This is a genomic window from Dyella sp. SG609, assembly GCF_012275375.1.
In the GTDB taxonomy this organism is placed as follows: domain Bacteria; phylum Pseudomonadota; class Gammaproteobacteria; order Xanthomonadales; family Rhodanobacteraceae; genus Dyella_D; species Dyella_D marensis.
In genome coordinates this window covers 480,145-497,393 of record NZ_JAAZQJ010000003.1, presented here as the reverse complement: position 1 = coordinate 497,393, position 17,249 = coordinate 480,145, and the positions used below count along the sequence as shown (strand labels likewise).

At 68.6% G+C, this 17,249-nt stretch carries 19 protein-coding genes; 11 read left to right on the top strand and 8 right to left on the bottom strand.

The window, feature by feature from the left end; genetic code table 11:
• Window positions 1–65: 65 nt before the first annotated feature.
• Both FHW85_RS08455 and sufT read right to left on the bottom strand, forming a co-directional pair.
• The gene (locus tag FHW85_RS08455) at window positions 66–2,696 is read right to left on the bottom strand and encodes a protease pro-enzyme activation domain-containing protein (RefSeq protein ID WP_168647952.1); all 2,631 of its coding nucleotides are present in this window, start codon (window positions 2,694–2,696) and stop codon (window positions 66–68) included.
• A 640-nt stretch (window positions 2,697–3,336) separates the two neighbouring features.
• On the bottom strand, window positions 3,337–3,891 hold the full coding sequence (sufT, locus tag FHW85_RS08450) for a putative Fe-S cluster assembly protein SufT (protein ID WP_167256753.1): 555 nt from the start codon (window positions 3,889–3,891) through the stop codon (window positions 3,337–3,339).
• Between the two features lie 184 nt (window positions 3,892–4,075).
• Here sufT and FHW85_RS08445 point away from each other — a divergent pair, with 184 nt between their 5' ends.
• Entirely contained in the window at window positions 4,076–4,507 is a 432-nt protein-coding gene (locus FHW85_RS08445; protein WP_167256752.1) for a hypothetical protein, read from the top strand.
• Between the two features lie 21 nt (window positions 4,508–4,528).
• On the opposite strand, the gene FHW85_RS08440 is transcribed toward FHW85_RS08445, so the two are convergent.
• Both FHW85_RS08440 and FHW85_RS08435 read right to left on the bottom strand, forming a co-directional pair.
• Window positions 4,529–5,956, bottom strand: a complete 1,428-nt coding sequence (locus tag FHW85_RS08440) for an NAD(P)(+) transhydrogenase (Re/Si-specific) subunit beta (RefSeq protein WP_168647951.1) — start codon at window positions 5,954–5,956, stop codon at window positions 4,529–4,531.
• Window positions 5,956–6,261: an NAD(P) transhydrogenase subunit alpha gene (locus FHW85_RS08435; RefSeq protein ID WP_167256750.1), complete on the bottom strand. Its 306-nt coding sequence runs from the start codon at window positions 6,259–6,261 to the stop codon at window positions 5,956–5,958. The genes FHW85_RS08440 and FHW85_RS08435 overlap by 1 nt, the downstream gene beginning before the upstream one ends.
• Window positions 6,262–6,399: 138 nt before the next feature.
• Here FHW85_RS08435 and FHW85_RS08430 point away from each other — a divergent pair, with 138 nt between their 5' ends.
• The 3 genes from FHW85_RS08430 to FHW85_RS08420 are packed head-to-tail and all read left to right on the top strand — an operon-like array spanning window position 6,400 to window position 7,892.
• Window positions 6,400–6,987 (top strand): RNA polymerase sigma factor, encoded by a 588-nt coding sequence (locus FHW85_RS08430; protein WP_167256786.1) that lies wholly within the window; start codon window positions 6,400–6,402, stop codon window positions 6,985–6,987.
• Window positions 6,984–7,358, top strand: coding sequence for a hypothetical protein (locus FHW85_RS08425; protein ID WP_167256749.1), 375 nt, complete (start codon window positions 6,984–6,986; stop codon window positions 7,356–7,358). The genes FHW85_RS08430 and FHW85_RS08425 overlap by 4 nt, the downstream gene beginning before the upstream one ends.
• 3 nt (window positions 7,359–7,361) lie before the next feature.
• Window positions 7,362–7,892 (top strand): DUF3106 domain-containing protein, encoded by a 531-nt coding sequence (locus tag FHW85_RS08420; protein WP_167256748.1) that lies wholly within the window; start codon window positions 7,362–7,364, stop codon window positions 7,890–7,892.
• A 51-nt stretch (window positions 7,893–7,943) separates the two neighbouring features.
• On the opposite strand, the gene FHW85_RS08415 is transcribed toward FHW85_RS08420, so the two are convergent.
• On the bottom strand, window positions 7,944–9,044 hold the full coding sequence (locus FHW85_RS08415; protein WP_167256747.1) for an NAD(P) transhydrogenase subunit alpha: 1,101 nt from the start codon (window positions 9,042–9,044) through the stop codon (window positions 7,944–7,946).
• A gap of 202 nt (window positions 9,045–9,246) precedes the next feature.
• On the opposite strand from FHW85_RS08415, the gene cdd reads away from it, so the two are divergent.
• The 3 genes from cdd to FHW85_RS08400 all read left to right on the top strand — a co-directional run bounded on the left by cdd (window position 9,247) and on the right by FHW85_RS08400 (window position 11,181).
• Complete coding sequence (gene cdd / locus FHW85_RS08410) at window positions 9,247–9,660, top strand: cytidine deaminase (RefSeq protein WP_167256746.1); 414 nt, start codon at window positions 9,247–9,249, stop codon at window positions 9,658–9,660.
• 67 nt (window positions 9,661–9,727) lie between these two features.
• A complete protein-coding gene (locus FHW85_RS08405) occupies window positions 9,728–10,297 on the top strand; it encodes a nitroreductase (protein WP_168647950.1) in 570 nt (189 codons plus the stop codon).
• Entirely contained in the window at window positions 10,294–11,181 is an 888-nt protein-coding gene (locus FHW85_RS08400; protein WP_167256744.1) for a 5'-3' exonuclease H3TH domain-containing protein, read from the top strand. The genes FHW85_RS08405 and FHW85_RS08400 overlap by 4 nt, the downstream gene beginning before the upstream one ends.
• An 87-nt stretch (window positions 11,182–11,268) precedes the next feature.
• On the opposite strand, the gene FHW85_RS08395 is transcribed toward FHW85_RS08400, so the two are convergent.
• Entirely contained in the window at window positions 11,269–11,868 is a 600-nt protein-coding gene (locus FHW85_RS08395; RefSeq protein ID WP_168647949.1) for an ankyrin repeat domain-containing protein, read from the bottom strand.
• Window positions 11,869–11,973: 105 nt separating this feature from the next.
• Window positions 11,974–13,509, bottom strand: coding sequence for a catalase (locus FHW85_RS08390; protein WP_168647948.1), 1,536 nt, complete (start codon window positions 13,507–13,509; stop codon window positions 11,974–11,976).
• Between the two features lie 152 nt (window positions 13,510–13,661).
• On the opposite strand from FHW85_RS08390, the gene FHW85_RS08385 reads away from it, so the two are divergent.
• From FHW85_RS08385 to FHW85_RS08370, 4 genes are all read left to right on the top strand, one after another.
• The gene (locus FHW85_RS08385; protein ID WP_168647947.1) at window positions 13,662–14,486 is read left to right on the top strand and encodes an AraC family transcriptional regulator; all 825 of its coding nucleotides are present in this window, start codon (window positions 13,662–13,664) and stop codon (window positions 14,484–14,486) included.
• A gap of 46 nt (window positions 14,487–14,532) precedes the next feature.
• A complete protein-coding gene (locus FHW85_RS08380; protein ID WP_168647946.1) occupies window positions 14,533–15,504 on the top strand; it encodes a DMT family transporter in 972 nt (323 codons plus the stop codon).
• Window positions 15,505–15,556: 52 nt separating this feature from the next.
• Complete coding sequence (locus FHW85_RS08375; protein ID WP_168647945.1) at window positions 15,557–16,123, top strand: NUDIX hydrolase; 567 nt, start codon at window positions 15,557–15,559, stop codon at window positions 16,121–16,123.
• A 244-nt stretch (window positions 16,124–16,367) separates the two neighbouring features.
• The gene (locus FHW85_RS08370; protein ID WP_167256738.1) at window positions 16,368–16,727 is read left to right on the top strand and encodes a hypothetical protein; all 360 of its coding nucleotides are present in this window, start codon (window positions 16,368–16,370) and stop codon (window positions 16,725–16,727) included.
• 160 nt (window positions 16,728–16,887) lie between these two features.
• Here the strand turns inward: FHW85_RS08370 and FHW85_RS08365 are convergent, their stop codons facing one another.
• A complete protein-coding gene (locus FHW85_RS08365) occupies window positions 16,888–17,190 on the bottom strand; it encodes an STAS domain-containing protein (protein WP_208399793.1) in 303 nt (100 codons plus the stop codon).
• Window positions 17,191–17,249 lie beyond the last annotated feature (59 nt).

Below are 17,249 nucleotides of genomic sequence, written 5' to 3'. Positions count from 1 at the left end.
CTCACCCCAACCTACGTGGAAAAAGAAACGGGCCCGGTCTTGCGACCGGGCCCGTTTCATTTTTCTCACTGCACGTTGAGGTTGACGTCGTCCAGCACGAACGAGGTCTGCAGCGAGCTGTCCTCGGTGCCCGTGAACTTGATGGTCACGGTCTGGCCGATGTACGCGCTCAGGTCGAAGGTCTTCAGCGAGTAGCCCGAAGCCTTGTTGAGGTTCGAGTACGTCGCCAGCGTCTTCAGCACGGTGCCGCTGCTGTTGAGCACCTGCACGTTGAGCTTGTCGTACGCGGTCGAGGTGGTGGTCTCGGCGGTGTCGACGTGCAGGTAGAACGTCAGCGAAGCCGAGGTCTTGCCGGCCGGGATGGCCACGCTCTGCGAGACGGTGTCGGTATGGCTGCTGCCATAGCCGTCCAGCCAGGTGAACCAGGTGCCGCCGTGGGCGGTCTGGCCGCTGCAGCTGGAGTTGCTGCACAGCGCGCCGGAGCTGATCGACCACGGCGAGGCCGTGCCGGTCTCGAAGCCCGGATTGCCGAGCAGCTGGCTGGAACCGCCGCCGCCGCTGGACACCGTGACCGACGAGCTCTTCGAGCTGGTCTTGCCGCTGGTGCCGTCGGTCACCGTCTCGGTGACGGTGTAGGTGCCGGCCGCCGCGTAGGTGTGGCTGGGGCTGGTCGCGGTGGAGGTGCCGCCGTCGCCGAAGGTCCAGGCGTGCGACGAAATGGTGCCGCCGGTATCCGTGGAGCTGTCGGTGAAGTTGGCCACCAGGCCGCTGGTGGTGAAGCTGAAGTTGGCCGTGGGCGTGCCGCCGGTGCTGCCGCCGCCGGAGACCCAGTTCGCCGCCGCGAAGGCGTTGACCTTGGAGATGTCCAGGCTGCCGAAGCCGGTGGTGTAGTCCCAGCCCGCCGCGGCGTTGTAGCCGTGGCCGCTGTAGCCGTTGTTGCCCGAGGTCACGTCATGCAGCAGCTCGGGGTGGTTCGGGAAGTCGCCGTAGAACTTCGAGGTCGGGAACGGCAGCGCATTGCCGTTGTTCGACTGCAGGCGCGCCCACACGCCGACGAAGATCGGCGAAGCCAGGCTGGTGCCGCCGATGGCGTAGGTGCTGCCCTGGTAGACGATCTGCGCGCCGCTGGACTGCGCCGCGTCGAAAGCCACGTCGGGCAACACGCGCTTGGTCACCGAGGAACCGAGCGCGGCGGTCTGCCAGCTCGGCGCGGTCTCGAACGAGCTGACGCCGCCGCCGGTGGCCCACAGGCGCTTGCGCGTGTCGGTGGAGCTGACGTTGGCCAGGCCTTCGTTCCACACCGTCTCACCGGCCCAGGTGGTGCCGTTGGTCGACAGCGTGGTGCCGCCCACCGCGACCACGTACGGCGAAGCCGCCGGCTCGCTCACCGAGTAAGCGGTGAGGTCGGCCGTGACGGTGCCCGAGGAATTGGTCAGCACGCCGCCCTGCGACTCGTACACGCCTTCGTCGCCGGAGGAGATCGAGAAGGTCTGGCCCTGCGCGACGGCCTGCTGGAACACGTTGTCGTCGGCCTGCTGGGTGCCGGCGTTGTGCGCGGCGGTCTCGTCTTCGCCCAGCGACACGTTGACCACCTTGGCCACGTTGTCGGTCACGGCCTTGTTGTAGGCGGCGGTGATGCCGGCGTCGGTCAGCGAGGCGTTGTTGGTGCCGTTGGCCGCCGTGTAGAAGATCAGCTTCTGCACGCCGCCGGTGGTGCCGACGATGGTCTGGCTGTCCAGGTTCCACTCGCCGTCGCCGTCGGTGTCGTCCCACAGCGCGGCCGTGCCCACTTTCACCGTCTGCACGTTGGTGGTCGGCAGGCCGGCGTTGCTGGTGAAGGTGTTGAGGTCGTTGATGGTGGTGGTGGTGGCGCCCCAGGTGACGATGCCGACCGTGGTGTTGGTCGCTGCCGGCACGCTGCCGACGTCGTAGATCGCCGGGAAGTCCTTCGGGTTGTGGCTGGCGACGGTGGCACTGGTCGCGTTCGGGTGGATCTCGGCCGGGGTCAGCTGCTTCAGCACGTGGTGCATGGTGTGCTTGACGCTGACGTCCTGCAGGCCCAGCACCGCCTCGACGGTGTCGGCGAGCGAGGACGGCACCTGCACTTCGCCGTCGTTGGCCACGCGCTGGCGGCCGCGGAACTGGAAGGTCTTCATGGTGGTGCGGAACGCGGCCTGCACGTGGCCGGCATTGCCGTCGGCCTCGACCAGCAGGTTGTTCGGCGACACGGTGACGTTGCCGAAGCCGGCGGCGCGCAGATGCGCGATCACCGCCTGCACCTGCTGCTCGGTCGGCGCATAGGCCGCCTTGAACTGCTCAGGCGTGAGGTACTTGCCGTAGTGCGCGCTGCCCGGCGTGGCCAGCTCGTGCAGGAACTGCTGCAGCTGGTCGGCGTTGCGCAGCTTAAGGCTGACCGCGATGTGCAGCGGCTTGCTCTGCTCCAGCGGGGTGACCAGCGCGTTGTCCACGGTGGGATTGCCGCGCATGCGGATGGTCCACTGCGCGGCGCCGCCGGCGGTGGACAGGGTGGAAACGCCGGCGCCGGCGCGGTCGATCGCCGGATGGGTCTTGGTGCCGACCCAGCTGTCGGCGGCCTGCGCCGAACCGGCCAGCATCGCCAGCGAAACGGCGGCCGGCAGAAGAGCCTTGCGATACAGCTTGTTGGTGATGCTCCGCGAGTGATTCAGACTGCTCATTCCGTGACTCCCCAGACATTTTTCAGGCACGAACGGACCCGATGCGGCCGGTCGGCCCCATGATGGAAATGCCGCGCTTGGGTGCGGCGCCTTTGGTGTGTGATTGCCCAGCGATCCTGTGTACGCCCGGCCCGCTGTCCCCTGGTCGCTCCTGACCCAGACGCGCCTGACTCTCTGCGTTGCTATTGAGCGAACCGCTGCCCCGCGGTGGCGCTCACGCATCACCCGTCAACCTCCCCGCCGACGGATTCATTGACGCTAAGGGGCGGCGCACGATTTCGTCAATGCGCGCAAAACCCCTGGAAATAAGTGATTTCCGACACCTTCGCGTCAGCAACTTTTTACGAAGCCGCGACGTTGCGCGAACGCTTGCATGCACGTGTTGCACGCGCACGCGTGATGGCGACCAGTCATGCCCGCACGATATGACGATATGCCCGCCTCGATTTCTTGCGTTTGAAACGAAGCGGCCGCGAGCATGCCTTTCGCCTTGGATAAACGAATGCTGAATAATGGTTGCAGGCGCGACTATCGCGTGCATTTCGAAGACAGGAATCGGTCGCGCGAAACGTGTCGCGACCCACAAAAAAAGCGCCGCGAGGGGCGCTTTTTTCCTAGGTCTTTTTCCTAGCGCAATGCGTCAGAGCATGCCGGTTTCCAGCTTGGCGATCTCCGACATCATCGAATGATTCCACGGCGGGTCGAACACCAGGTCGACGTCGGCTTCCTTCACCGTGGGGATCAGCTCCAGCTTGGTGCGGGCGTCGTCGATCAGGATGTCGCCCATGCCGCAACCGGGGGCGGTCAGGGTCATCTTCACATAGACCTTGCGGCCGCCTTCGACCGCGTCGAGGCTGACGTCGTAGACCAGGCCCAGTTCCACCACGTTCACCGGGATCTCCGGGTCGAACACGGTGCGCAGCTGCTGCCACACCAGTTTTTCCACGTCGGCGTCGGTGGCGTCGTCGGGCAGCTCGATCGGCGGGGGCGGCTCCTTGCCCAGGGCGTCCGCGTCCTTGCCGGCGATGCGGAACAGGTTGCCCTCCACGTACACGGTGAAGCTGCCGCCGAGCGCCTGGGTGATGTAGCCCACCTGCCCGGCCGGCAGGTTGACCGTTTCTCCCTGCGGCACCATCACGGCGTCGCAATCGCGCTCCAGGGTGAAAGGTTCGCTGCTAAGACTGAAACCGCTCATGCCGATCCTGAGAAAGTCGAAAAGCCCGGGCTTGGGGCCGGGCCAAGCTGCCTATTATGCCGTCCGCTGACCCAGATCAGGCCGCCGGGAGCCGATCTCAAGATGCGGCCGCGCTATGATTCGGGGCTTTCACCCTCAGGGAAGAGCCGCACGTGCCAGCCCCGCTTACCGGTCACCGCCCCTTATGAGCGCGCGCGCGCTGTTCTCCCTGCTTTTTGCCCTGGTCAGCGCGGTGATGCTGGGCCTGGCCTTCGGCGCGGTGTGGATGCTGCCGACCTTGTTCTTCTCGCGGGTGATGCCCTGGCTGGCCCTGCTGATCGGCTGGCTGCTCGGCCGCCTGATCCGCGGCTGGGTGCGCCCCGAGCCGCGCGGCGCCGCGGTGCTGGCCGCCCTGGCCACCGCGCTTTCCTGCGCCTATGTCTGCCTGCTCACCGCCGCCGCGCGCGTGGCCGGCCTGATGGGGCTGGGCCTGGTCGACGCCATGAAGATCGCAGGCTTCGGGCTGCTGACCGATCTGGTGCGGCTGAACCTGGCCGGCCTGGACCTGCTGTGGTTCGCCGTGGGCATCGCGCTGTCCGCCTGGGTGGCCTGGAAGACGGTGCCGAAGCGGGCCTGAGCCCGCGCCGGCAAGGCGGACTCAGGTATCCAGCGTCTTCAGCTCGGCCACCAGCTGGCCCGCGGCCGCCTGGCCGTCGCCGTACAGCATGCGGGCGTTGTCGGCGTAGAACAGCGCGTTCTCGATGCCGGCGAAGCCGGTGCCCTTGCCGCGCTTGACCACGATCACCTGGCGCGCGTTCGCCACGTCCAGGATCGGCATGCCGTAGATCGGCGAGGCCGGATCGGTCTTCGCCAGCGGGTTGACCACGTCGTTGGCGCCGATCACCAGGGCCACGTCGGTGGCCGGGAATTCCGGGTTGATGTCGTCCATGTCGGCGATCAGGTCGTAGGGCACGCCGGCCTCCGCCAGCAGCACATTCATATGCCCGGGCATGCGCCCCGCCACCGGGTGGATGGCGAACTTCACCTTCACCCCGCGCGCGATCAGCAGCTGCGCGAACTCCCACACCTTGTGCTGCGCCTGCGCCACGGCCATGCCGTAGCCGGGCACGATCACCACGCGCTCGGCGTAGGCCATCATCACGGCCGCGTCGGCCGGCTCGATCGGCTTCTGCGCGCCGTCGATCGCCTGCGCCGCGCCGCCGCCCGCGCCGAAGCTGCCGAACAGCACGTTGCCCAGCGAGCGGTTCATCGCCTTGGCCATCAGCTGGGTGAGCAAGGTGCCCGCCGCGCCGACCACGGTGCCGGCGATGATCATCGCCTCGTTCTGCAGCACGAAGCCTTCGAAGGCCACGGCCAGGCCGGTGAAGGCGTTATAGAGCGAGATCACCACCGGCATGTCGGCGCCGCCGATCGGCAAGGTCATCATCAGGCCGAACAGCAGGGCCAGCACGAAGAACGCGGCGATCAGCCCGAAGCCCAATTGCCCGCAGGCCAGCGCCACGCCCAGCGCCACCGCGGCGGCCAGCACCAGCATGTTCACCGTGCGCTGGCCGGGGAACACGAAGCGCCGGTCCAGCCAGCCCTGCAGCTTGGCGAAGGCGATCAGCGAACCGGAAAAACTCACCGCGCCGATCAGCGCGCCCAGCACCGCCAGCACCAGCTGCGCCGTGCCCGGCGCGGCGCCGTCGGCCGTGAAGCGGCCGCCGTCCAGCAGGGTGATGCTGCGGCTGGCGTAGCCGATCAGCTCGACCGCGCCGATCGCCGCCGCCGCGCCGCCGCCCATGCCGTTGTACAACGCCACCATCTGCGGCATCGCCGTCATCGCCACGCGGCGGCCCGACCACCACGCGGCCGACACGCCCAGCAGCACCGCCACCAGGATCAGCGCGCGGTTGTGCATGTCCGGCAGCGCGAAGGTGGCCAGCACCGCCACCAGCATGCCGACGCCCGCCCACACGATGCCGCCGCGCGCGGTGCGCGGCGAACTCATGCGCTTCAGGCCCAGGATGAACAGCAGGGCGGCCAGGAAATAGCAGGCCTTGATCAGGGTCGGCAGCCAGGCCATCACTTGGCCTCCTTGCCGCCGGCGGACTTGCTGGTCTTGAACATCTCCAGCATGCGCTCGGTCACCACGTAGCCGCCGGCCGCGTTGCCGGCGCCCAGCAGCACGCCGATGAAGCCGATCGCAAGTTCAAACGATGTCTGCGCATGCCCTAGCGCGACCATGGCGCCTACCAGCACAATGCCGTGCACGAAATTCGAACCGGACATCAGCGGGGTGTGCAGGATCACCGGCACTCTCGCGATGATCTCGTAGCCGGTGAACGCGGCCAGCATGAAGATGTAAAGCGCCAGGAACCCGTCGATCATGACCCCTCCCTGCCTGCCTGCGGTTGTCGGCGCATCATACGGTTGCGGGTCAACCCGTGCGAGCGTGCCGCGTTGAGGCGGGGAGTCGAACCGATGGAGTCTGCCGATGTCCGATCCGACGAACCGGACGACAGCGCCATGAACAGCGCCGTCTCCACGCTCGAAGCGGAACTGCTGGCCAATGACGTCCAGGCAGTCCCGACCTCGCTGGATGCCTTCCTGGCCCAGGTGGAACGCCGCGCGTTCCGCCTGGCCGAAATGAGCCTGGGCCACCGCGAGGACGCCATGGACGCGGTGCAGGACGCGATGCTGCGCCTGGTCCGCAACTACCGCGACAAGCCCGCGCAGGAATGGACCCCGCTGTTCTGGGGCATCCTGCGCCGCCGCATCGTGGACCTGCAGCGCCGCCGCAAGGTGCGCTCCATCGTGGTCGGCTGGCTGGGCGGAGGCCGCGACGACGACGGCGACGAGCTGCCGGCATGGGAACCGGCCGATAACGGCCCCGGACCGCTGGACCGGTTGCAGGACGCGCAGTCTTATGAAGACATGGCCGCCGCCGTGCGCAAGCTGCCGCGGCGCCAGCAGGAGGCCTTCATGCTGCGCGTGCTCGAAGGATTGGACGTAGCGGAGACGGCCCAGGCCATGGGCTGCTCCGAAGGAAGCGTGAAAACCCATCTGTCGCGCGCGATGCACAACCTGCGCGACCAATTGGAGGACTGGCGATGAATGCGCCCGACAACCTGGAACGCCGCGCCCGCGCGCTGTACCGCGAGGCCAGCCGGCAGATCGATCCGGCCACCGCCGGCAAGCTGCGCGCCGCCCGCCGCGAGGCGCTGGCTGCCGCGGCCGCGCCGGCGCACGCACGCTTCGCCCGCATGCTGGTGCCGGCCGGGGCCTTCGCCGCCATCGCGGTGGCCGCGCTGATGGTGTTCTCGCCGCGCGACAGCGTGCCGCTGCCGCCCGCCGGCGCCGCGCAGACGCTGGAAGCCGACGGCGACCTGCCGCCGGACCTGAGCAATACCGATCCGTCGCTGATGCAAAACCTGGACTTCTACGATTGGCTGGCCACCAACGACGCCAGCCAGGCGAGCCGCTGATCCATGCATCCAGGCCGTATCGCCCGTTTTCTGCTGCTTGCCGCACTGTTGTTGTCCGGCGGTCTCGCCGCGCCCGCCTGGGCGCAGCAGGGTCCGCCGCCCGGCGCGCCGCGTTCGTGGGACAGCCTCTCGCCTTCCGAGCGCGAGATGCTCGCCCCGCTGCGCAACGAATGGAACAGCACGCCGCCGGAGCGCCAGGCGCGCATGCTCGACCGCGTGCACCAGTGGAGCACCCTGCCGCCGGACAAGCGCCAGGAAATCCGCCAGCGCATCGAGCAATGGCAGCAGATGACGCCGGAGCAGCGCGACCAGGCGCGCGAGAACATGCGCAAGTTCCAGCAGCTCAGCCCCGACCAGCGCGCCCAGCTGCACGACGCCTTCAAGCGCTACCAGCAGCTGCCGCCGGAACAGCGCCAGCAGCTGATGCACCAGTTCCGCCAGGAACACGGCATCCCGCCGCACCGCCCCCCACCGCCGGGCATGCCGCGGCCGATGGGCGGCTTCGGATCGCCGCCGCACGGGCCCAAGCACTGATAAAAAAGCCCCGCACGTGCGGGGCTTTTTTTGTCGCGCCGAAGGCGCCGCTCAGGCGTTGAAACGCACCTCGCCAGCCTGCGTCACGCAGCTCTTCGCCACCAGCTCGTCGCCGAAGTCCGGCGCCAGCGCGCCGTCCTTCACCAGCAGCTCGACGAAGTTGTAGACGTTGCGCGCGTACATCTCCGACGCATGCAGCGGCGCGCCGGCCGGCAGGTTGAGCGGACCGAGCACCACCACGCCGCCCTGCTCCACCCGTTCGCCCGGCCGGGTGAGCTCGCAGTTGCCGCCGCCTTCCGCGGCGAGGTCCACGATCAGCGCGCCCGGCTTCATGCCCTGCACCATCGCGGCGGAAAGAATCTTCGGCGCGGGACGTCCGGGCACGGCGGCGGTGGTGACGATCACGTCCACCGACTTCAGATGCTCGGCCAGCGCCTGCTGCTGCGCGGCGCGTTCTTCCGCCGACAGCTCGCGCGCATAGCCGCCGCTGCCGGCCGCGCTCACACCGAGATCGAGAAACTTCGCACCCAGCGATTCCACCTGCTCGCGCGTTTCCGGGCGCACGTCGTAGCCCTCGATCTGCGCACCCAGCCGGCGCGCCGTGGCGATCGCCTGCAGGCCGGCCACGCCGGCGCCGATCACCAGCACGCGCGAGGGCCGGATGGTGCCGGCCGCGGTGGTAAGCATGGGAAAGAATTTCGGCGCCGCTTCCGCCGCGATCAGCATGGCGCGATAACCGGCCACCGCCGCCTGCGAGCTGAGCACGTCCATCGCCTGCGCGCGCGTGGTGCGCGGCAGCAGTTCCAGCGCGAACGAAGTCAGCTTGCGCGCACCGAGCGCGGCGACGCGCGAGGCCGCGCCGTAGGGCCGCAGCTGGCCGACCACCAGGCTGCCTTCGCGCAGGCCGCTCCACACCGCGTCGTCCGGCGGCAGCACGCAGGCCAGCAGGTCGGCCTGGGCCAGCACGGTGGCGGCGTCGGCGAAATCGACGTCCGCATAACTCGCATCGGGAAACCCGGCCGCCGCGCCGGCATCCCGCTCCAGCAGGACGCGCAGGCCCTTGCCGCGCAGCTTCTTCGCCACTTCGGGCGTGATCGCCACGCGGCGTTCGCCGGCGGCGGTCTCTCGCAATGCGGCCACGGTGATCGGCATCGTGCGGGTCCTCGGGCGGAAGATGGGGCGATCTTACGGGATCGGGGATCGGGGAACAGGGATCGGGGAACGAAGCAGCGCGCGCTTCACCCGGTGCCCGCTCCCTGTTCCCCGTTCCCCGCTCCAGAGCTAGACTGGCCCACCGCCGTTCACCCGGCGCCCGTGCGCCGGCCTGCCGCGGGGGTCCCATCCGGAGATCCCGATGCCTGTGCAACCCGTGACCGATCCCCTGGTCGAACTCGCCCGCGAAGCCCGCGAGCGCGCCTATGCCCCGTATTCCCGCTTCCTGGTCGGCGCCGCGCTGCTCACCCGCGACGGCCGCCATTTCCTCGGCTGCAATGTGGAAAACGCCTCCTACGGCCTGTGCAACTGCGCCGAGCGCACCGCGCTGTTCACCGCCATCGCCGCCGGCTGCAAGCCGGGCGATTTCGTCCGCCTCGCCGTGATCGGCGACACCGAAGGCCCGATCAGCCCCTGCGGCGCCTGCCGCCAGGTGATGGACGAGCTGTGCGACCAGTCGATGCCCGTGCTGCTGGCCAACCTGCACGGCAAGCTGCAGGAAACCACGGTGAAGGAGCTGCTGCCCGGCTCGTTCCGCCTGCCGCTCACCGCGTAGCGAACGCGAGTCGCCTCCCCGGTCACAGGCGGTTAGCATGGACGCTTTGCTTTTGCAGGAATCCCGCATGTCCTCCCCGCTCCAGCCGCTGCTGCAACGCCACTCCGCGCCCACCGCCCAGCTGGGCGAACCGGCGCCCGACGCGGCCACGCTGCGCGCCCTGCTGGAGGCAGCCATCCGCGTGCCGGACCACGGCAAGCTGGTGCCGTTCCGCCTGATCCTGCTGCGCGGCGAAGACAAGCTGCGCTTCGGCGAGCGCCTGGCCGCACTGGCCGAAACGCGCGATCCGGACCTGCCCGATTCCAAGCGCGAGAAAGAACGCCGCCGCTACACCTATGCGCCGCTGGTGATCGTTGTCGTCGCGCGCATCGATGCCGGCAGCAAGGTGCCCGAGATCGAGCAGCGCCTCAGCGCCGGCTGCGTCGCCTACAACCTGCTGCTGGGCGCCTCGCAGCTGGGCCTGGGCGCGCAGTGGCTGACCGGCTGGGCCGCCTACGACGAACAAGTCGCCGGCATGCTCGGCCTGGCCGCGCACGAACACATCACCGGCTTCGTGCACCTGGGCACGCTGCAGCTGGACGTGCCGGACCGCGACCGCCCCGCGCTCGACGACCTGCTCAGCACGTGGCAGGCATGAGCACGCTGGCGGCCCATCTGGTCGACGGAAGCCTGTACGTGTTCCGCGCCTGGCATTCCATGCCGGACGAGTTCACCGACACGGAAGGCCACCCGGTCAACGCGGTGCACGGCTTCACCCGCTTCCTGTGCGAACTGCTCGAACGCACCAAGCCCGAACACATCGCGGTGGCGTTCGACGCCTCGCTCACCACTTCGTTCCGCAACGCCATCTACCCGGCCTACAAGGCCAACCGCGAATTGCCGCCGCCGGATCTGGAACACCAGTTCGTGCTGTGCCGCGAAATCACCGCGGCGCTGGGCCTGGTCACCCTGATCGACCACAGCTACGAAGCCGACGACCTGATCGGCAGCTCGCTGTGGAGCCTGCGCGGGCACGGCTTCCGCAGCGTGATCGTGTCGGCCGACAAGGACTTCGGCCAGCTGCTCGGCGAGCACGACGAGCAATGGGATTACGCGCGCAACCTGCGCTGGGGCCCGGCCGGCGTGCACGAGCGCCTGGGCGTGCATCCGCACCAGGTGGCCGACTACCTCGCGCTGTGCGGCGACGCGGTCGACAACATTCCCGGCGTACCCGGCATCGGCGCCAAGACCGCCGCCGCCCTGCTCGCGCATTTCGGCAGCCTCGACGCGCTGCTGGAGCGCGTGGACGAAGTGCCGTTCCTGCGCATCCGCGGCGCCGCCAGCTGCGCGCAGAAGCTGCGCGAGCACAAGGACGCCGCGCTGCTGTACCGCCGCCTTACGCGCATCGCACTGGATGCGCCGGTGTCGATGGCCGCTGACGCACTGGCCTGGAACGGCGCGAACGCGGCGGCGCTGGACGACCTGAGCGAACGCCTGCGTTTCGGCCCGCTGACGCGGCAGCGCCTGAAAGCGCTGGCGTAGGGCGTAGGTTGGGGTGAGCCATAGGCGAACCCCAACGATGCGTGGCGTTCGATGTTGGGGTTCGCCTATGGCTCACCCCAACCTACGTCAATGTGCGGCGCGCTCGATCGAACGCGCGACCTCGTCGGCGCCCTGCTCGTGCGCGATGGAAGCGGCGGTGCGCCCTTGCGCATCCTTCATGGCGAAGTTCGCGCCGCGCTTGCGTAGAAGATCCAGCAGCCGCGCATTGCCCGACAGCGCCGCATACATCGCCGCCGTCTGCCCTTCGCGGTTGCGGTCGTCCGCCTTCGCGCAGGGCTGATCCAGCAGCAGCTTCGCCACCGACAGCTCGCCCTTGAACGCGGCGCCCATGGTCGCCGTGCTGCCGCGGTGGTCGCGCGCGCAGGCGTCGGCGCCGAGTGCGATCAGTTCGCGCACGGCCGCCTCCTGCCCGTGGTAAGCGGCGAGAATCAGCGCGGTGTAGCCCTGCGGTGTGCGCACGTCGACCGGAAAGCCGGACTTCACATACTCGCGCAGCAGCACCACGTCGCCCTGGCGCGCCGCTTCGAAGAAATAGGTTTTCAGTTCCGCCTCGGCTTCCGCGCGGCGCGCGGCTTCCGGCGTAGCAGCGGCGGCCGTGGCCGCGGGCGGCGGCGGCGAGCCGCAGGCGGCAAGCAGCAGGCACGAAGCCAGCATCAAGCGCTTCATCGCGCGTCTCCTGAAGTGATGAAACCTGAAGTGATGAAAGGTGCCGCACGGCCCGGGAGCTGAGAGCGTGACTCCCGGGCCGGCGGCCACTGCAAGCGAGAGTGCTTACAGTGCTCGCGCGAGGCGTTCGATCTGTGCCGGCTGGGCGCCGACGGCCTTGGCGATACGAGTGCCGTAGTCCGCGTCGGCCTTGTAGAAATAACTGAGCATGGTGTCGCGCACGCGGGCGTCCTTCACCTGCCCGAGATCACCGGCGAGATTGGCGATCAGGTTGCTCTTCTGCTGCGGCGACAGGCTGCGGTACAGCTCGCCGGCCTGCTCGAAGTTCATGCTGCGCGCGATGCGCTGCTGCTGCGTGGTGCCGCTCAAGGGCAGCTGGCTGGCCTTGTAGCGCGCATCGTCGGCATAGGCACCGGCGGCTTCGCTGGGCTGGTAGTTGACGTCCGAATCCGTGGCGCCGGCATTCATCGCGCCGTCCTGGTGATACGCACGCACCGGAACCAGCGGCCGGTTGATCGGCAACTGCTGGTTGTTCACACCCAGGCGATAGGTCTGCGTGTCGGCATACGAGAACAGGCGGCCTTGCAGCAGGCGGTCCTCCGAGGCTTCGATACCCGGCACCATGCGTACCGGCGCGAACGCGGCCTGCTCGGTTTCCTGGAAGAAGTTGGCGGGAACGCGGTCGAGCGTCATGGTGCCCAGCTTCGTCTCCGGCACGTTCGGCCAGACCTTGGTGGCGTCCTGCGGATCGAAGGCGAAGCCGGCCAGCTGCTCGGGCTTCAGCACCTGCACGTACAGATCCCACTGCGGGTAGTTCTTCGCCGCGATGGCGTCGTACAGGTCGTGCGTGAGGTTGTTGAAGTCCTTGCCCTGCATCGCCTCGGCTTCTTTGCCGCTGAGGTTCCTGATGCCCTGGTGGCTCTTCCAGTGGAACTTCACGTAATGCACCTCGCCCCTGGCGTTGACGAACTTGAAGGCGTGCACGCCGAAGCCGTCCATGGTGCGGTACGAGGCCGGCGTGCCGTTGTCGCTGTACACCCAGGTCAGCATGTGGGTGGCTTCGGGCACGTGCGAGAAGAAATCGAAATAGCGGTTCGGATCCTGCCGGTTGGTCACCGGCGAGGGCTTGAGCGCATGCACCATGTCCGGGAACTTGATCGCATCGCGGATAAAGAACACCGGCAGGTTGTTGCCCACCAGATCCCAGTTGCCCTGGTCGGTATAGAACTTGGTGGCGAAGCCACGCGGGTCGCGCAGCGTCTCCGGCGAGCCCGAAGGATGGATCACCGTGGAGAAGCGCACGAAGACCGGCGTGGTCTTGCCGGCGGCGGCGAACAGCGAGGCGGCGGTCAGTTCGCTGAAATCGCCGGCGGAGACGAAGCTGCCATGCACGCCGGTGCCGCGCGCATGCACCACGCGCTCAGGGATGCGTTCGCGGCCGAAGTGCTGCAGCTTTTCCACCAATTGCGCGTCCTGCAGCAGGGCCGGACCGGCCGGGCCGGCGGTCTGCGAGTTCTGGTTGTCGCCGACCGGGGCGCCGTTGGCGCGGGTCAGCGTGTTCTGCGCATGGGCGTGGGCCGCGAGCAGGGCAAGGCCTAGCAGCGACGCGCCCAGGGCACGTACGTAGCGGTGGAATGGCATGGGTTCTTATCCTTAGGGTTTGGCAGCGCTCTCCCACTGCCAGCTCTCCTGGGTGAGACTACGTAAGACTTTTCCATATGCCCATTCGATATTTCCTAACGAATCGATAGAGCGTATATATCCAAATCTTCCCGGCAGAGCCCCCGACCCACGTGCAAGGCGTCCCTCACGCATTCGAGCATCTCCGCGATTGCGCGGAGTTCCGCCTGCCCTCCCACCGCGAGGGCATCGAGCTCTATCGCGCGCATATCGTGCGGCACGCGTTCGAGCCGCACGTGCATGACGGCTTCGGCCTGGGCGCGATCGAATCCGGCGTGGAACGCTTCCGCTACCGCGGCGCCGAGCACCTGGCGCCGCCCGACTCGCTGGTGATGATGAATCCCGACGAGCTGCACACCGGACGTGCCGAGACCGAAGGCGGCTGGCACTACCGCATGGTCTACGTCGAGCAGTCCGCGGTGGACGCGATCACCGGCGAAGCGGGCTGGTGGTTCGGCGACGCGGTGCGCGCGGATGCGGCCGGCGCGCGGCGCATCACCGTGCTGCTCGATGCGCTGTGGCAGGCGCGCGAGCCGCTGGCCTTCGACGGCCTGATGCTGCAGCTGCTGCAGGAATTCCGCCGCCACGCGCGCACGCCGCAGCCGCTGCGGACGGAGGCGCTGTCGCGCTTCGAGCCGGTGATCGACTACCTGCGCGAGCATCTGGCCGAACGCCTCACCCTGGAAGAGCTGGCCGCCGTCGCCGGCCTCAGCCCCTTCCATTTCCTGCGCCAGTTCCAGGCGCGCCACCACGCCACGCCGCAGCAGATGCTGATGGCGTTCCGGCTGTCCGAAGCCAAGCGCCGCCTTACCGGCGGCGAAGCACCGGCGCAGGTCGCCGCCACCACCGGGCTGGCCGACCAGGCGCACCTGACCCGCGCCTTCGCGCGCCGCTACGGCGTCACGCCCGCGCGCTACCAGCGCCAGCTGCAGCGATAGCAATCTCGTACAAGACCACCGCGCGCCGCACCTGCAAGCTGGCCGGATGTGGACTGGAACGCTCTATGCACTCGTCGCCGGCCTGATGTGGGGCCTGGTCTTCGTCGGCCCGCTGCTGGTGCCGGAATACCCGGCCGCGCTGCAGTCGGTCGGCCGCTATCTGGCCTTCGGCCTGATCGCGCTGCCGCTGGCCTGGCTGGACCGCGCCGCGCTGCGCCAGCTCGCGCGCACCGACTGGATCGAGGCGCTGAAGCTCGCCGCGGTCGGCAACCTGCTCTATTACCTCTGCCTGGCCAGTGCGATCCAGCGCGCGGGCGGCCCGCTGCCGACCATGATCATCGGCACCCTGCCGGTGGTGATCGCGGTCAGCGCCAACCTGCGCAATGCGCGCCGCGACGGCCGCCTGCCGTGGGCGCGGCTGGCGCCTTCGCTGCTGCTGATCGGCGCCGGCATCGCCTGCGTCAACCAGGCCGAGCTGGCCGCGCTGCGGGCGCAGTCCGGCGCGGACCTGAGCCGCTACGCCACCGGCGCCCTGCTCGCCTTCGGCGCCGTGGCCTGCTGGACCTGGTACCCGCTGCGCAACGCCGACTGGCTGCGCCACCACCCCGGCCGCAGCCCGCGCACCTGGGCCACCGCGCAGGGCGTGGCCACGCTGCCGCTGGCGCTGACCGGCTATGCGCTGCTGTGGCTGCTGATGGGCGCCGGCGGCAACCCGTTCCCGATGCCGTTCGGCCCGCGTCCGCTGTTCTTCATCGCGCTGATGGCGGCGATCGGCCTGTTCGCCTCCTGGCTCGGCACGCTGTGCTGGAACGAAGCCAGCCAGCGCCTGCCCACCGCGCTGGCCGGACAGCTGATCGTGTTCGAGACGCTGGCGGCGCTGAGCTATGCATTCGCGCTGCGCGGCACGCCGCCGGGTGCGCGGACGCTGCTGGGTATCGGCCTGCTGGTGGCGGGCGTGGCGTGGGCGACGCGGGTGAAGCCGGTGCCGGTGGAACATCCCGAAGCCGAGCGGTTGTAGCCGTCATGCGGGGACGGCACCATGCGGGGCTTCCTTCCAGCACAGGCTGCCCATGCACTCGAACGACCGCATCCCCAAAGACGCCCAGGCCCCGGTGGAAACGCTCTACGAAGGCCGCTGGCTCAGCCTGCGCAAGCGCGGCCGCTGGGAATACGCCGAGCGCAACAACCCCGCGGGCGCGGTGATCATCCTGGCGGTGACGCCGGACGACAAAGTGCTGTTCGTCGAGCAGTACCGCGTGGCCATCCTCAAGCACACCATCGAGATGCCCGCCGGCCTGATCGGCGACGAAGCCGGCCACTACGGCGAGAGCGCGCTGATCGCCGCGCAGCGCGAGCTGGAGGAAGAAACCGGCTACCGCTGCGCCCGCGTGGAATTCGTCCACGAAGGCCCGTCGTCCTCCGGCATGAGCACCGAGATGATCGCCTTCGTGCGCGCCTGGGACCTGGTGAAGGTGGGCCCGGGCGGCGGCGATGAGAGCGAGAACATCGTGGTGCACGAAGTACCCCGCCGCGAGGCCGGCGCCTGGCTGTTCGCGCGGGCGGCACAGGGGTATTCGATCGACCCGAAGCTGTTTGCCGGCCTGTGGTTTATCGAACACGGCCGCCCCGAAGCCTGAGTCTTTACCCCCTCTCCCCCTGCGGGGAGAGGGCTGGGGTGAGGGGGCGGGCGAAGCGTAGAAGCAGGAGCAGCAAGCAGGCGACGCTTCGTAGAGCCCTCTTGGCGAGCCCCGGCCCCTCATCCGGCTGCCGCCACCTTCTCCCCGGAGGGGAGAAGGGCCCAATAGCTAAAGTTTCTACCAAACCGGCCGATCTGTAGGACGTCGTTCCTTATCAACGATTTCCCATCGATCGGACCCGCCCATGAAAACTCTCCTCGTCGTCGCCCTGCTGCTGGCCCCCGTCGCTTCGCACGCGGCCTGCGCCGCCACCGATTTCGCCATTTCCGACTTCAAGATGAAGTCCTCCGGTTCGGGCACCGGCATGCGCCTGAGCCTCGCCGGCCAGCTCACCAATCATTGCGGCTCGGCCGCCGCCGCGCAGATCCGCATCGAAGCCAAGGATGCCGGCGGCAAGGTGCTGCAGAGCAAGCAGGGCTGGCCGGCCGGCACCGCCAATATCGGCCCGGGCCAGTCGGTCAGCTTCGACCTCGGCCGCCTGTTCCGCTACGAGTCGGACATGCAGGACTACACCGTCAGCGTTTCCGAAGTGAAGACCTGGTAATACGGCACCGCAAGCCCACCGGAACCATTGCTTTTCTTTGAGGCCCCGCGAGGGGCCTTTTTTTGCGCCCGGAGAAACCAGGCGCCGGGAAAATCCAGGCAAAAAAAGAGGCGGTCCCCGGCAGAGACCGCCCCGCTCACCCAACCGTCCGCTTACCCGTTCAGTGCAGCACGAACAGCTTGTCGAAGCCCGCCACCCGCAGCGTGCCGCGCAGCTCGCTGCCGGCATTGACGATGCGGATCTCCGAACGCTCGCCGCCGGCGTGCTCGCGCAGCAGCAGCAGCATGCCCAGCGCGGAGCTGTCCATGCGGCTCACCTCGCCCAGGTCGATCACATAGCTGCGCGCGGCGCGGCCGCCCAGGCAGGCATCGTGGAAGTCGCGGTGCACGGTGAAGTCGAAACGCTCGCCCAGCTGCAGGGTGAGGCAGTCTTGCTCGGTGTCGTGATGGATGGTCAGGCTCATGGCTTGGTCCTTGAATCGGGAACGGGGAACGGGGAATGGGGAACATGAAGGTAGGAACA